The sequence below is a fragment of the Enterobacter cloacae complex sp. P24RS genome (genome assembly GCF_014982165.1).
Classification (GTDB): domain Bacteria; phylum Pseudomonadota; class Gammaproteobacteria; order Enterobacterales; family Enterobacteriaceae; genus Enterobacter; species Enterobacter quasihormaechei.
Map to the genome: position 1 here is coordinate 45144 of NZ_JADCKU010000008.1, position 13246 is coordinate 58389.

The 13246-nt window shown below is 55.4% G+C and carries 17 protein-coding genes; 12 read left to right on the forward strand and 5 right to left on the reverse strand.

Going from position 1 to position 13246, the window contains the following annotated elements; all coding sequences use genetic code 11:
* Positions 1–21 precede the first annotated feature (21 nt).
* The 7 genes from purF (at position 22) to hisP (ending at position 6546) form a co-directional block, all read left to right on the forward strand.
* Complete coding sequence (gene purF / locus INF58_RS10540; RefSeq protein ID WP_008502595.1) at positions 22–1539, forward strand: amidophosphoribosyltransferase; 1518 nt, start codon at positions 22–24, stop codon at positions 1537–1539.
* Positions 1540–1628: 89 nt separating this feature from the next.
* The gene (locus INF58_RS10545) at positions 1629–2198 is read left to right on the forward strand and encodes a UbiX family flavin prenyltransferase (protein WP_193527650.1); all 570 of its coding nucleotides are present in this window, start codon (positions 1629–1631) and stop codon (positions 2196–2198) included.
* 290 nt (positions 2199–2488) lie between these two features.
* A complete protein-coding gene (gene argT, locus INF58_RS10550) occupies positions 2489–3271 on the forward strand; it encodes a lysine/arginine/ornithine ABC transporter substrate-binding protein ArgT (protein ID WP_006811405.1) in 783 nt (260 codons plus the stop codon).
* Between the two features lie 224 nt (positions 3272–3495).
* The gene (gene hisJ / locus INF58_RS10555; protein WP_003861421.1) at positions 3496–4278 is read left to right on the forward strand and encodes a histidine ABC transporter substrate-binding protein HisJ; all 783 of its coding nucleotides are present in this window, start codon (positions 3496–3498) and stop codon (positions 4276–4278) included.
* 88 nt (positions 4279–4366) lie between these two features.
* Positions 4367–5053, forward strand: coding sequence for a histidine ABC transporter permease HisQ (locus INF58_RS10560; protein WP_006811404.1), 687 nt, complete (start codon positions 4367–4369; stop codon positions 5051–5053).
* Positions 5050–5763 carry an ABC transporter permease gene (locus INF58_RS10565; RefSeq protein ID WP_003861424.1) on the forward strand — a complete coding sequence of 238 codons (714 nt, stop codon included), beginning with the start codon at positions 5050–5052 and terminating at the stop codon, positions 5761–5763. Before INF58_RS10560 ends, INF58_RS10565 begins: the two co-directional genes overlap by 4 nt.
* A gap of 9 nt (positions 5764–5772) precedes the next feature.
* Positions 5773–6546 carry a histidine ABC transporter ATP-binding protein HisP gene (gene hisP / locus INF58_RS10570; RefSeq protein ID WP_003861426.1) on the forward strand — a complete coding sequence of 258 codons (774 nt, stop codon included), beginning with the start codon at positions 5773–5775 and terminating at the stop codon, positions 6544–6546.
* Positions 6547–6633: 87 nt separating this feature from the next.
* Here hisP and INF58_RS10575 read toward each other — a convergent pair whose 3' ends face one another.
* The 4 genes from INF58_RS10575 to yfcG all read right to left on the reverse strand — a co-directional run bounded on the left by INF58_RS10575 (position 6634) and on the right by yfcG (position 9168).
* Positions 6634–7143 carry a GNAT family N-acetyltransferase gene (locus INF58_RS10575; RefSeq protein WP_193527651.1) on the reverse strand — a complete coding sequence of 170 codons (510 nt, stop codon included), beginning with the start codon at positions 7141–7143 and terminating at the stop codon, positions 6634–6636.
* A 44-nt stretch (positions 7144–7187) separates the two neighbouring features.
* Entirely contained in the window at positions 7188–8081 is an 894-nt protein-coding gene (locus INF58_RS10580) for a TIGR01777 family oxidoreductase (protein ID WP_193527652.1), read from the reverse strand.
* 13 nt (positions 8082–8094) lie between these two features.
* Positions 8095–8463, reverse strand: coding sequence for a dihydroneopterin triphosphate 2'-epimerase (gene folX, locus INF58_RS10585; protein WP_003861432.1), 369 nt, complete (start codon positions 8461–8463; stop codon positions 8095–8097).
* Positions 8464–8538: 75 nt separating this feature from the next.
* Complete coding sequence (gene yfcG, locus INF58_RS10590; protein ID WP_063450405.1) at positions 8539–9168, reverse strand: GSH-dependent disulfide bond oxidoreductase; 630 nt, start codon at positions 9166–9168, stop codon at positions 8539–8541.
* 140 nt (positions 9169–9308) lie between these two features.
* Between yfcG and yfcF the strand changes: the two genes are divergently transcribed.
* From yfcF to yfcD, 3 genes are read left to right on the forward strand one after another with little or no spacing between them, the layout of a single operon-like run.
* Entirely contained in the window at positions 9309–9953 is a 645-nt protein-coding gene (gene yfcF, locus INF58_RS10595) for a glutathione transferase (RefSeq protein ID WP_102750757.1), read from the forward strand.
* Positions 9954–10009: 56 nt separating this feature from the next.
* Positions 10010–10561, forward strand: a complete 552-nt coding sequence (gene yfcE, locus INF58_RS10600; RefSeq protein WP_063868180.1) for a phosphodiesterase — start codon at positions 10010–10012, stop codon at positions 10559–10561.
* Between the two features lie 55 nt (positions 10562–10616).
* Complete coding sequence (gene yfcD / locus INF58_RS10605) at positions 10617–11183, forward strand: NUDIX hydrolase YfcD (RefSeq protein ID WP_063450402.1); 567 nt, start codon at positions 10617–10619, stop codon at positions 11181–11183.
* A gap of 3 nt (positions 11184–11186) precedes the next feature.
* On the opposite strand, the gene INF58_RS10610 is transcribed toward yfcD, so the two are convergent.
* Entirely contained in the window at positions 11187–12206 is a 1020-nt protein-coding gene (locus INF58_RS10610; protein WP_063450401.1) for a LacI family DNA-binding transcriptional regulator, read from the reverse strand.
* Between the two features lie 235 nt (positions 12207–12441).
* Between INF58_RS10610 and INF58_RS10615 the strand changes: the two genes are divergently transcribed.
* Together INF58_RS10615 and INF58_RS10620 are read left to right on the forward strand one after the other, a co-directional pair.
* On the forward strand, positions 12442–12885 hold the full coding sequence (locus INF58_RS10615; protein WP_193527653.1) for a PTS sugar transporter subunit IIA: 444 nt from the start codon (positions 12442–12444) through the stop codon (positions 12883–12885).
* A 79-nt stretch (positions 12886–12964) separates the two neighbouring features.
* The gene (locus INF58_RS10620; RefSeq protein ID WP_003861447.1) at positions 12965–13237 is read left to right on the forward strand and encodes a PTS sugar transporter subunit IIB; all 273 of its coding nucleotides are present in this window, start codon (positions 12965–12967) and stop codon (positions 13235–13237) included.
* The last annotated feature ends 9 nt before the right edge of the window (positions 13238–13246 follow it).

Genomic DNA, 13246 nt, shown 5'->3' on the forward strand with positions numbered 1-13246 from the left:
GGCTTAACGAGGAAAAGACGAATGTGCGGTATTGTCGGTATCGCCGGTTTCATGCCGGTAAACCAGTCGATTTATGACGCGTTAACGGTGCTTCAGCACCGTGGGCAGGATGCTGCGGGTATCATCACCATTGATGCAAACAACTGCTTCCGTTTACGTAAGGCGAACGGCCTGGTAAACGATGTGTTTGAAGCCCGCCATATGCAGCGTCTGCAAGGTAATATGGGGATCGGTCACGTTCGTTATCCTACTGCTGGCAGTTCCAGCGCCTCTGAGGCTCAGCCTTTTTACGTTAACTCCCCGTATGGCATCACGCTTGCCCACAACGGCAACCTGACCAACGCCCACGAGCTGCGTAAAAAGCTGTTTGAAGAGAAACGTCGCCACATTAACACCACTTCTGATTCTGAAATCCTGCTCAATATCTTTGCCAGCGAGCTGGATAACTTCCGCCACTACCCGCTGGAAGCCGATAACATCTTTGCCGCCGTTGCCGCGACGAACCGCCAGATCCGCGGCGCGTACGCCTGCGTGGCGATGATTATCGGTCACGGCATGGTGGCCTTCCGCGATCCAAACGGGATCCGCCCGCTGGTGCTCGGCAAGCGCGACCTCGGAGATGGCCGTTCTGAATACATGGTGGCCTCCGAAAGCGTGGCGCTGGACACGCTGGGCTTCGAGTTCCTGCGTGACGTTGCGCCGGGCGAAGCGGTTTACATTACCGAGAAGGGCCAGCTGTTTACCCGCCAGTGCGCCGACAACCCGGTGAGCAACCCGTGCCTGTTCGAATACGTCTACTTCGCTCGTCCGGACTCGTTCATCGACAAGATTTCCGTTTACAGCGCGCGCGTCAACATGGGCACGAAGCTGGGCGAGAAGATTGCCCGCGAGTGGGACGATCTCGACATCGACGTGGTTATTCCGATTCCGGAAACCTCCTGCGACATCGCGCTAGAGATCGCCCGCATTCTCGACAAGCCGTACCGTCAGGGCTTCGTGAAAAACCGCTACGTTGGCCGTACCTTCATTATGCCGGGCCAGCAGCTGCGCCGTAAGTCCGTACGTCGTAAGCTCAACGCTAACCGTGCCGAGTTCCGCGACAAGAACGTGCTGCTGGTGGATGACTCCATCGTGCGCGGTACGACGTCCGAGCAGATCATCGAGATGGCGCGCGAAGCCGGCGCGAAGAAAGTGTATCTCGCCTCTGCGGCGCCGGAAATCCGCTTCCCGAACGTGTACGGTATTGATATGCCAACCGCCAACGAGCTGATTGCTCACGGTCGCGAAGTGGACGAAATCCGTCAGATCATCGGGGCCGACGGCCTGATTTTCCAGGATCTGAACGATCTGATCGACGCGGTGCGCGCCGAGAACCCGGACATCCAGCAGTTCGAATGCTCGGTGTTCAATGGCATCTACGTGACGAAAGACGTTGACCAGCAGTATCTCGACTACCTTGATTCGCTGCGTAACGACGATGCGAAAGCCGTCCAGCTGCAAAACGATCTCGAAAGCTTAGAGATGCACAACGAAGGTTGATGCCTGTGCAGGTGAGGGCGCTCGCCCTCACTTGCAACTCCCCGTAAAATCCTGCACAGTCTGCCCTGAAATCAGCAAGGGCAAAAATCATGAAACGACTCATTGTAGGGATCAGCGGCGCCAGCGGCGCGATTTACGGCGTCCGGCTGTTACAGGTGCTGCGTGACGTTGCAGGCGTAGAAACTCATCTGGTGATGAGCCAGGCGGCGCGCCAGACCCTCTCTCTTGAAACCGATCTCTCTCTGCGCGACGTTCAGGCCCTGGCTGACGTTGTGCACGATGCCCGCGATATCGCCGCCAGCATCTCTTCAGGCTCGTTTAAAACGGCCGGCATGGTTATTTTGCCCTGTTCGATTAAAACCCTTTCCGGCATTGTAAACAGCTATACCGACACGCTGGTGACGCGTGCGGCAGACGTGGTGCTGAAAGAGCGTCGCCCTCTGGTGCTGTGCGTGCGCGAAACCCCTCTGCACCTGGGACATCTGCGCCTCATGACGAAGGCAGCCGAACTGGGCGCGGTGATTATGCCCCCGGTTCCTGCGTTCTATCATCGCCCGCAGACGCTGGACGATGTCATCAATCAGACCGTTAACCGCGTACTGGATCAGTTCGATATTGACCTGCCTGAAGATCTCTTTGTCCGCTGGCAGGGTACGTGAAGCCGTGCACAACCAGGGTGCATGAAAAGCCAATTTGCCCTGTTTCAGGGCAAAACTGCAACCGCGATCATATCCTCGACATTTAATTCGCTTTTTCCCTTTTTCTCTTTCCGGTTCGTTCGGCAGACCTGCTATCTTTCACCATTAAGGCAGTATCGCAACGTTTTATTAACATATTTAACGTCGTAGTCTTGACCCGACGACAATGTGGCATAAGACCTGCAAGAGCAGCCTGCAACACAACACACAACATAAACCATAATAAAATCACGGTTCTTGAGGGTAAATGTATGAAGAAGACGGTTCTGGCTCTGTCTTTGCTCGTGGGCTTGAGTGCAGCAGCAGGCAGCTATGCAGCGCTTCCACAGACAGTTCGTATCGGTACAGACGCAACTTACGCGCCATTCTCATCCAAGGATGCGAAGGGCGATTTCGTGGGGTTTGATATCGATCTGGGAAATGAGATGTGCAAACGCATGGAAGTGAAGTGCACATGGGTGGGCAGTGACTTTGACGCGCTGATCCCGTCGCTGAAAGCCAAGAAAATCGACGCCATTATCTCTTCTCTCTCCATCACGGAAAAACGTCAGCAGGAGATCGCCTTCTCTGAGAAGCTCTACGCTGCCGATTCACGTCTGATTGCCGCGAAAGGCTCCCCAATCCAGCCGACCATCGACTCGCTGAAAGGTAAGCATGTTGGCGTGCTTCAGGGCTCAACCCAGGAAGGCTACGCGAACGCCAACTGGCGCGAGAAGGGCGTCGATGTGGTCGCCTACCAGAACCAGGATCTGATCTACTCTGACCTGGCGGCGGGCCGTCTGGATGCCGCGTTCCAGGATGAAGTTGCCGCGAGCGAAGGCTTCCTGAAGCAGCCTGCGGGTAAAGAGTACGCCTTTGCTGGCCCGTCAGTTAAAGATAAAAAATACTTTGGCGACGGCACCGGTATTGGCCTGCGTAAGGATGATACCGAGCTGAAAGCCGCCTTCGACAAAGCGTTTAACGAGCTGCGTAAAGACGGTACCTACGACAAACTGGCGAAGAAATACTTCGATTTTAACGTCTACGGTGATTAATGCCTGAACGGGATGCACTGATGTGGTGCATCCCACGGTGTAATGTTCCAGTATGGTGCAGGGAATGCACCGTATTGGATCGCTGTGTGCATAGTTAAGCATTTAAAATGCAAAAATTCCCGTTCAGAGGCATTAATCTTTGCCTGAATGAGGGGATTAATGGCACATTAACGGCACCCCGTGGTCGTAAAATCTCGTATTAAGACAGTTTGTTGAGGACAGATATGAAAAAACTGGTGTTGTCACTTTCTCTGGTACTGGCCTTTTCCAGCGCCACCGCGGCATTCGCAGCAATTCCGCAGAAAATTCGTATTGGAACTGATCCAACCTACGCACCTTTTGAATCGAAGAATGCGAAGGGGGAACTGGTCGGTTTTGACATCGATCTGGCTAACGAGCTGTGCAAACGCATTAAAGCGCAATGTACCTACGTTGAAAACCCGCTGGATGCGCTGATCCCGTCCCTGAAAGCGAAAAAAATCGACGTGATCATGTCCTCCCTTTCCATCACTGAAAAACGTCAGCAGGAGATTGCCTTCACCGACAAACTCTACGCGGCTGATTCACGTCTGGTAGTGGCGAAATCCTCTGACATTCAGCCAACCCTTGAGTCTCTCAAAGGCAAGCGCGTGGGCGTGTTGCAGGGGACCACGCAGGAAACCTACGGCAACGAGCACTGGGCGCCTAAGGGCATTGAAATTGTCTCTTACCAGGGCCAGGAAAATATCTACGCAGACCTGACCGCAGGCCGCATTGATGCCGCATTCCAGGATGAAGTGGCGGCAAGCGAAGGCTTCCTGAAGCAGCCTGTGGGTAAAGATTACAAGTTCGGCGGTCCGTCCATTAAGGATGAAAAACTCTTTGGCGTAGGCACCGGTATGGGCCTGCGTAAAGAAGACAACGAACTGCGTGAGGCTCTGAACAAAGCGTTCGCCGAGATGCGCGCGGACGGCACCTACGACAAGCTGGCGAAAAAGTACTTCGATTTTAACGTCTACGGCGGCTAATCGCCCCGTCTGATAACGTGCGGCCCCTCCCGTTGCGGGAGGGGAAAAGACACGGTTCCACCACTCACGAGACGACAGGGCACGCGGTATGCTGTACGGATTTTCTGGCGTTATTTTACAGGGCGCGCTTGTCACCCTTGAGCTGGCCATCAGCTCCGTGGTGCTGGCGGTGCTGATAGGCCTGGCGGGCGCGGGGGCAAAGTTATCCGCCAACAGACCGCTGGCGCTGATATTTGAAGGCTATACCACGCTGATTCGCGGCGTGCCTGACCTGGTGCTGATGCTGCTGATCTTTTACGGCCTGCAAATCGCACTCAACGGCGTGACGGACGCTATCGGCATGGATCAGATCGATATCGACCCGATGGTGGCCGGTATCATTACCCTTGGTTTTATCTACGGCGCCTACTTCACCGAGACCTTTCGCGGCGCGTATATGGCCGTGCCGAAGGGACATATTGAAGCGGCGACTGCCTACGGTTTTACCTCCTCACAAACGTTTCGCCGGATCATGTTCCCGGCCATGATGCGTTACGCGCTGCCGGGTATCGGCAACAACTGGCAGGTTATTCTCAAGGCGACGGCGCTGGTCTCCCTGCTGGGTCTGGAAGACGTGGTTAAGGCCACGCAGCTGGCGGGTAAGAGCACCTGGGAACCGTTCTACTTTGCGGTGGTCTGCGGCGTGATTTATCTGGTCTTTACGACCGTCTCCAATGGTGTGCTGCTTCTGCTCGAACGTCGCTATTCCGTGGGTGTGAAGAGGGCTGACCTGTGATTGAGATTATTCAGGAGTACTGGAAATCCCTGCTGTGGACGGACGGCTACCGCTTCACGGGCGTGGCGATCACGCTGTGGCTGCTGATTTCCTCGGTAGTAATGGGCGGCATTCTGGCGGTGTTTTTGGCCATTGGCCGCGTGTCGAACAATAAATTTATCCAGTTCCCGATCTGGCTGTTTACCTACGTGTTTCGCGGTACGCCGCTGTACGTACAGCTGCTGGTGTTCTATTCGGGGATGTACACGCTTGAGATCGTGAAAGGCACCGAGATGCTGAACGCGTTCTTCCGCAGCGGCCTGAACTGTACGGTGCTGGCGCTGACGCTCAATACCTGCGCCTATACCACCGAGATCTTCGCCGGTGCCATTCGTTCCGTGCCGCACGGAGAGATCGAGGCGGCGCGCGCGTACGGCTTCTCCTCCGTGAAGCTTTACCGCTGTATTATTCTGCCTTCAGCGCTGCGTATTGCGCTGCCGGCGTACAGCAACGAAGTGATTTTAATGCTGCATTCAACGGCACTGGCCTTTACCGCCACGGTACCGGATCTGTTAAAGATTGCGCGCGATATTAACTCTGCGACGTATCAGCCGTTTACGGCGTTTGGCATTGCGGCAGTACTCTATTTGATCATTTCTTACGTCCTGATCAGCCTGTTCCGTAAGGCTGAAAAACGCTGGTTGCAGCATATAAAACCGTCGACGCACTGAGAATTTATGATGGCTGAGAACAAATTAAACGTAATTGATTTGCACAAGCGCTACGGCGAACATGAAGTGCTGAAAGGGGTGTCGCTGGAAGCTAACGCGGGCGACGTGATCAGTATTATCGGTTCATCAGGTTCGGGTAAAAGTACCTTCCTGCGCTGCATCAACTTCCTCGAAAAACCGAGCGAAGGTTCGATTGTGGTGAGCGGACAGAACATTAATATGGTCCGTGATAAAGACGGCCAGCTTAAAGTGGCGGATAAAAACCAGCTGCGCCTGCTGCGTACGCGCCTGACGATGGTCTTCCAGCACTTCAACCTCTGGAGCCACATGACGGTGCTGGAGAACGTGATGGAAGCGCCGGTTCAGGTGCTCGGCTTAAGCAAGCAGGAGGCCCGCGAGCGTGCGGTGAAATACCTGGCGAAAGTGGGTATCGACGAGCGTCAGCAGATCAAATACCCGGTGCACCTGTCAGGTGGTCAGCAGCAGCGCGTCTCCATCGCCCGCGCGCTGGCGATGGAGCCGGAAGTTTTGCTGTTTGACGAACCGACCTCCGCGCTGGACCCGGAACTTGTTGGCGAGGTGCTGCGCATCATGCAGAAGCTGGCTGAAGAGGGCAAAACGATGGTGGTGGTGACGCATGAGATGGGCTTCGCCCGTAACGTTTCTAACCACGTTATCTTCCTGCATCAGGGCAAGATTGAGGAGCAGGGGCATCCTGATGAGGTGCTGGCGAACCCGCAAAGCCCGCGCTTGCAGCAGTTCCTGAAGGGATCTCTGAAATAAAGAGGGCATCAGACGGCGGTGCAGCTTAATCGCCCGGTGGCGCTTCGCTTACCGGGCCTACAAAAACCGTAGGCCGCTGCCCTGCATTCAGGGTGCACCACGCTCCAGCCGATACACCCAGTCGTCATACCGCACCCCGTTAATCTCGTATGCTTTCTCCAGCACCTGCGTACGCACAAAACCGGCCTTCTCCAGCACGCGTACCGAACCGCCATTATCCGCCAGTACATACGCATTAATCGCCTTCACGCCGATCGGGTTAAAGGCGTAATCACATACCGCGCGCAGCGCCTCGCTGGCAATACCTTTTCCCTGCGCGGCAGGCACCACGGTATAGCCAATATCCGCCTCTTCACGGTTCGCTGCGCTGATTTGCAGCCCGATATCCCCGAGCGGCGTATCGTCATTATGCAGACGGATCACGAAGACATGCTCCGCCATCAGGCGTGCGGCAAATACGCGGCGCGTCTCTTTTTCCGGCGTGATAGCAGCCATGTAGCGCATGACGGTGGGATCTTCCCGCAGTGAGCGGAAGAACGCCCAGTCAGAGGGTTTGAAAGGAGAGAGGTGAAGCCGGGTTGTGGTGAGGGTTGCCATAGTTACGCCATATCATCCAGACATGGCGTATGACTGTAACATATTCACCGCACCACATCCCCCAGCGCCTCTTCTAAATCATACCAGCGGAACGTAAATCCGGCCGCTTCCAGCCGTTTTGGCAGCGCGCGCTGGCCGCCCAGCACCAGCACCGACGATTCACCCATCAGCAGCCGAATCGCCGTCGCAGGCACGCGCAGCACCGCCGGGCGATGCAGGGCATGGCCCAGGGCATGAGCAAACTGCTCATTACGTACCGGATACGGAGACACCATGTTAAACGGCCCGCGCAGGTCGTTATCCAGCAGCCAGAGAATGCCGTTGACCATATCGTCGATATGGATCCACGCCAGATACTGCCGTCCGTTACCGATAGGACCGCCAAGCCCCATTTTAAACGGCGGCAGCATTTTACCGAGGATACCGCCCTTCGGGGCAAGCACCACGCCGGTGCGCAGCAGACAGACGCGTGTCTTATCGCTCTGCGCCGCGCAGGCGATACGCTCCCACTGGGCGCAGAGTTTATGGGTAAACTCGTTGTGCGGTGGCTCCTCTTCGGTCACCACCACTTCACCGAGATCGCCATAGTAGCCTGTAGCAGAACCGGAAATCAGCACCGAAGGCGGCGTCTCGCTGTTGCGAATCAGCTCAACCAGCTTTTCGGTCATGTTCCAGCGGCTGCTGCATAAACGCTGCTTTTGCTCTTCGGTCCAGCGTTTATCGGCAATAGGTTCACCCGCGAGGTTAATGACGGCGTCAAAGCCGTTCAGATCCTGCCGTTCCGCCAGGCCTTTCCAGATCTCAACGCCGGCACCCAGCACCTGACGGGCTTTCTCCGGGCTGCGCGTGACCACGGTGATGTCGTGATGCAACGCCTGCAAGCGTGGAATGAGATGGCGACCAATCAGGCCCGTACCGCCGGTGAGCAGAATCTTCATACTACCTCCAGGTTTACGCCTGGCGCTGCCAGCTTAACGTCATCGAGACGGAGTCGGCGTAGCGCAGGGCGTGAAGTTTATCGATCTCTACTTCAGCATAAGTGACCCAGTGGTGTTCGCGTGCGATATCGAGCACATCCTGAGTTAATTTTTCCAGTAGCGCAAAACGGTTGTTCTCAACGTACTGGATGATGCTTTTGGTGATCGTGCGATAGTTCAGCGCGTCATTGATATCCTCGCTGGCGCGCGCCTTGTCTGCCGGGTAATGGATCACCACATTCACCACGATATCCTGGCGATTAGCGATCTCCTCCTCTTTAATACCGATGAACGTGCGTAAGCGTAAGTTTTTTATACGAATAATAGCGTCATGCTGGGACATTGCAGGTCTTCTCCGTGTCAGTATTTCTGCCTCATCATACATGAGGAGAACACCTGTACCCAACGGGGCGCAGGCTCAAATCTGATGGATTTTTTGCATCGCGCGTTCGGTGGCCGGTCGGGTCCTGATGCGCTCAAACCAGTTGTTCACCGCCGGATAAGAGGCCAGGTCGATCCGGTGGCGTTCATGGGTGTTGATCCACGGCCAGCAGGCGATATCGGCGATGCTGTAATGCTCACCACCGAGCCACGGTGATTTTTCCAGCCGACGATTCAGAACACCGTACAGGCGCTGGGTTTCGACCTGGTATCGCTCAATGGCGTAAGGGATAGTCTGCGGCGCATACGCGGTAAAGTGGTGGTTCTGCCCCAGCATGGGCCCCAGGCCGCTTGACTGCCAGAACAGCCACTGAAGGGTCTGGTGACGCTCGCGCAGTTCACCGCTCAGGAGCTTGCCGGTTTTCTCCGCCAGATAGAGCAATATCTCTCCGGACTCAAACAGGCTTAACGGTTTGCCGCCGTCAGAGGGCAGGTTATCAATAATGGCCGGAATTTTATTGTTGGGCGATATGGCCAAAAAAACGGGGCGGAACTGGTCCCCTTTACTGATATCCACGCGAACGATCCGGTACTCCACTTCGGCTTCTTCGAGAAAGAGGGTGATCTTATGGCCATTCGGGGTGGGGGCATAATAGAGATCGATCATTCTCAACTCCTGTCAGTGTGAAGAGTGTTGCCATGAAAAAACAGTATAGGTGCTGGCAGAAAATCGTGAGTTTTCATCAGGTGACAGCGAGGCAAAGAGATTATATGTTGAGTGAAAACCAATCAGTTAATGAGGATGTCATGAGCCAGCCTGTAATAACGTTGTGGTCCGATGCGAACTTCTTTTCTCCTTATGTTATGAGCGTTTACGTGGCGCTGGCTGAAAAGGGGCTCGCCGTGAATCTGAAAACTATTGACCTGGACAGCGGCGAACATCTGAAGCCCCAGTGGCAGGGCTACGCGCTTACCCGACGGGTTCCCGTGCTGGAGATTGACGGCTTTGAGCTGAGCGAATCCTCGGCGATTGACGAGTATCTGGAAGATCGCTTTGCTCCGCCAGAGTGGGAACGCATCTATCCTCACGATCTGCAAAAGCGCGCCCGCGCCCGTCAGATCCAGGCGTGGCTGCGCAGCGATCTGGTGCCGATTCGCGTCGAGCGCTCCACGGACGTGGTCTTCGCTGGCGTCAAAAAGCCGGCGCTCAGCGCGGAGGGGGAAGCCAGCGCGCAAAAGCTGATTGAGACGGCCTCCTCGCTGCTGGCTCACGGCAGTCCGAACCTGTTTGGCGAGTGGTGTATTGCCGACGCCGATCTGGCGCTGATGCTCAATCGCCTGATCCTCAACGGGGATGCCGTCCCGCAGCTGCTGGTGGATTATGCCGGGTTCCAGTGGCAACGCGCGTCGGTGCAGCGCTATGTGGCACTCTCCGCTAAGCGCGCGGGCTGATCGGACGAGGCGCTTGAGGTATGATAGGGGCAGTCTGATTGTCGGAGGAGTAACTGATGAAACTGATGTTTGCGTCGGATATCCATGGATCGCTGCCCGCGACCGAACGCGTGCTTTCGCTGTTTGCCCAAAGCGGGGCGCAATGGCTGGTCATCCTGGGTGATGTATTAAACCATGGCCCGCGCAATGCGCTGCCGGAAGGCTATGCCCCGGCGCAGGTGGCGGAAAAATTGAATCAGCACGCTTCGCGCATCATTGCCGTGCGCGGCAACTGTGACAGTGAAGTTGACCAGATGCTGCTGCACTTTCCCATCACCGCTCCCTGGCAGCAGGTGCTGATGGAAAACAGCCGTTTGTTCCTGACCCATGGGCACCTGTTCGGCCCGGATAACCTGCCGTCACTCGCCGCTGGCGATGTCCTGGTTTCTGGCCATACTCATATTCCGGTGGCGGAAAAACGTGAAGGCATTTATTACTTCAACCCCGGGTCCGTCAGCATTCCAAAGGGCGGTTACCCGGCAAGCTACGGCATGTACGAAGACGGTACATTAAGCGTTATAGCACTTAATGATCAGCAAGTTATTGCACAGATAGCGATTAATCCGTAAGTTACACCTCAACTGCAAACGCGCCGAAAGAGCGCTTAGACGAGAAGGTTTCCCGATGGTGGAGCAGAATCATTTGGCAAGTACTGAATGGGTTGACATTGTCAGCGAAGAAAATGAAGTGATCGCGCAGGCCAGCCGCGAACAAATGCGTGCGGAGCGTCTGCGTCACCGCGCGACGTACATCGTTGTTCATGACGGCATGGGCAAGATTCTGGTCCAGCGTCGCACCGACACCAAAGATTTTCTTCCTGGTATGCTGGATGCCACAGCGGGTGGCGTCGTGCAGGCCGATGAAGTGCTGCTGGATTCCGCGCGTCGTGAAGCGGAAGAAGAGTTAGGTATCGCTGGCGTGCCGTTTGCCGAGCACGGCCAGTTTTATTTTGAAGATGAGCATTGCCGCGTCTGGGGCGGGCTGTTTAGCTGCGTTTCCCATGGGCCTTTCGCCTTGCAGGAAGAGGAAGTGAGCGAAGTCAGCTGGATGACGCCGGAAGAGATCACCGCGCGTTGCGACGAGTTCACCCCGGATTCCTTAAAAGCACTGGCGCTGTGGATGACCCGCAACGCCAAAAACGAATCCGCTAAACCGGAAAATAGAGCGGAGAAAGAGGAAGAGGCTGAGTAAGCCTTAACAGCTTTCCCGCAGGCACAGGCTGGACGCGATGGGCTTATGGTCGCGCCAGCCCCCGTCGTTTAGTCGTTCCAGTAACGCTTTCCCGGCTTCAATACCAATCTTGCGATGCGGCACCGCCATCGTCGTCAGCGGCGGCTGACAGACGCGGCTGACGTCGCTGTCGCCAAAGCCCACCACCGCTAAATCGTCCGGCACTTTGATGCGCCGACGCTGGCACTCATACAGCGCGCCGCAGGCGAGCTCATCGGACACGCACACCAGCGCGTCCAGCTCTGGCCACGCCAGCAGGAACTCGGGCAGCTGCGCCGCGCCGGTAGAGAAGTTTGGCGGCATGGCGGCATTAATCACCCTGTTCGGCGACATATGGTGGCGCAGCATCGCCTTGTACCAGCCCTGCAAATGCTGCTGAAAAATCCACTGCTCCTGGTTCGCACACAGCAGGCCGATATTCTGGTAGCCGCGCTGGATCACCATTTCTGTGAGTTCATACATGGCGGCGACATTATCAATCCCGATATTCATATCAATCGGATCGGCACGCATCGCACCCATTTCCATTACCGGGATAGAGGCGTTTTTAAGCCAGTGCCGCACGGTATCAGAGTGTTCAACGCTGAGTAATATTGCCGCGGCGATGTTCGATGCCAGCAGCGTTTCGAGCAATTTCTCTTCCTGTTCAAGCCGGTGCTGAGATTCCGCCAGCATGATCTGGTAGCCCGCAGGCTGAAGCACCTGCTGTAGCCCGGCGAACATCTCGGAACATCCAGCTTCGGAAAGATTGGGAACAACCATCGCAATCGTCCATGACGACGCTGAAGCTAGCGCGCTGGCAGCAAGATTGGGCATGTAACCCAGCTCCTGCACCGCAGCTTCAATTTTTTCACGCAGTTTATCGGAAACCTGTTCGGGCGTGCGGAGAGCACGGGAAACGGTCATCGTGCCTACGCCGGCAAGCTGCGCGACATCCGCGAGCGTTACTTTTCCGGTACTGCGGCGTTTTCGGGTTAAAGACATACATCTTCCTGCTGACAGGACGTGAGTCAGTTTCATCCTTATTTTACGTGACAGGCAGTATACGCCTTAAATCCCTTTTTTTGCTGTGATTTCACACCATGATAGCAATTTGATAGCGCTATCACAGTTCTGCATGTTAGTTATTGGTAGCGCTATCTTTGTGATCGCGATCGCAGTCAATGATTGATGGGTTGAATAGAGTTTGCCCATGTCTGGGCTTTAGCGGGAGTGAAAAGTGCTCAAAAAGTGGATATATGATACAACCATAACGCTACAGGATAGCGTTGAAAACTGGCCGCAGGCGCTGGAGCTGAGCGCGAAACCGCTGCTGGATTTGCAGGTGATTGCGCCAGAATACGTCACGGCGATCATCGAGCAGCACCACGCGCTAGGACCCTACTATGTACTGGCTCCCGGCCTGGCAATGCCGCATGCACGGCCGGAAGAGGGGGCGAAAGGTCTCGGCCTGTCATTATTAAAACTGAAACAGGGCGTCTCTTTTGGTGCCGGTGAGTTTGACCCCGTCAATGTGATTGTAATGCTGGCGGCGCCGGACAAACATAGCCATATCGAAATGATTTCGGCGTTAGCGGAATTATTTTCCAGCGACGAGGATATGGCTGAATTACACCGGGCGAACACGCTGGAGGAGATAAAAACCATCATCGACCGCTTCTGATTTAATTCTTTAATCCGTTTCATCTCAACATTACGCGTCAGCGTGATGGAGCGTACTCTACTCAAAAAAGGGGATAACAATGAAAATTATGGCTATTTGCGGCTCCGGCCTGGGCAGCAGTTTTATGGTCGAAATGAATATTAAAAAGGTGCTCAAAAAACTGGAGATTGAGGCCGAGGTGGAACACTCCGACCTCTCCTCGGCCACGCCGGGCGCGGCAGACCTGTTTGTGATGGCGAAAGACATTGCGGCCAGCGCCAGCGTGCCGGAAAGCCAGCTGGTGGTCATCAACAATATTATCGATATCAACGAACTCGAAGCGCAGCTGCGCGCCTGGTTCGAAAGACAATAATCCTGATTA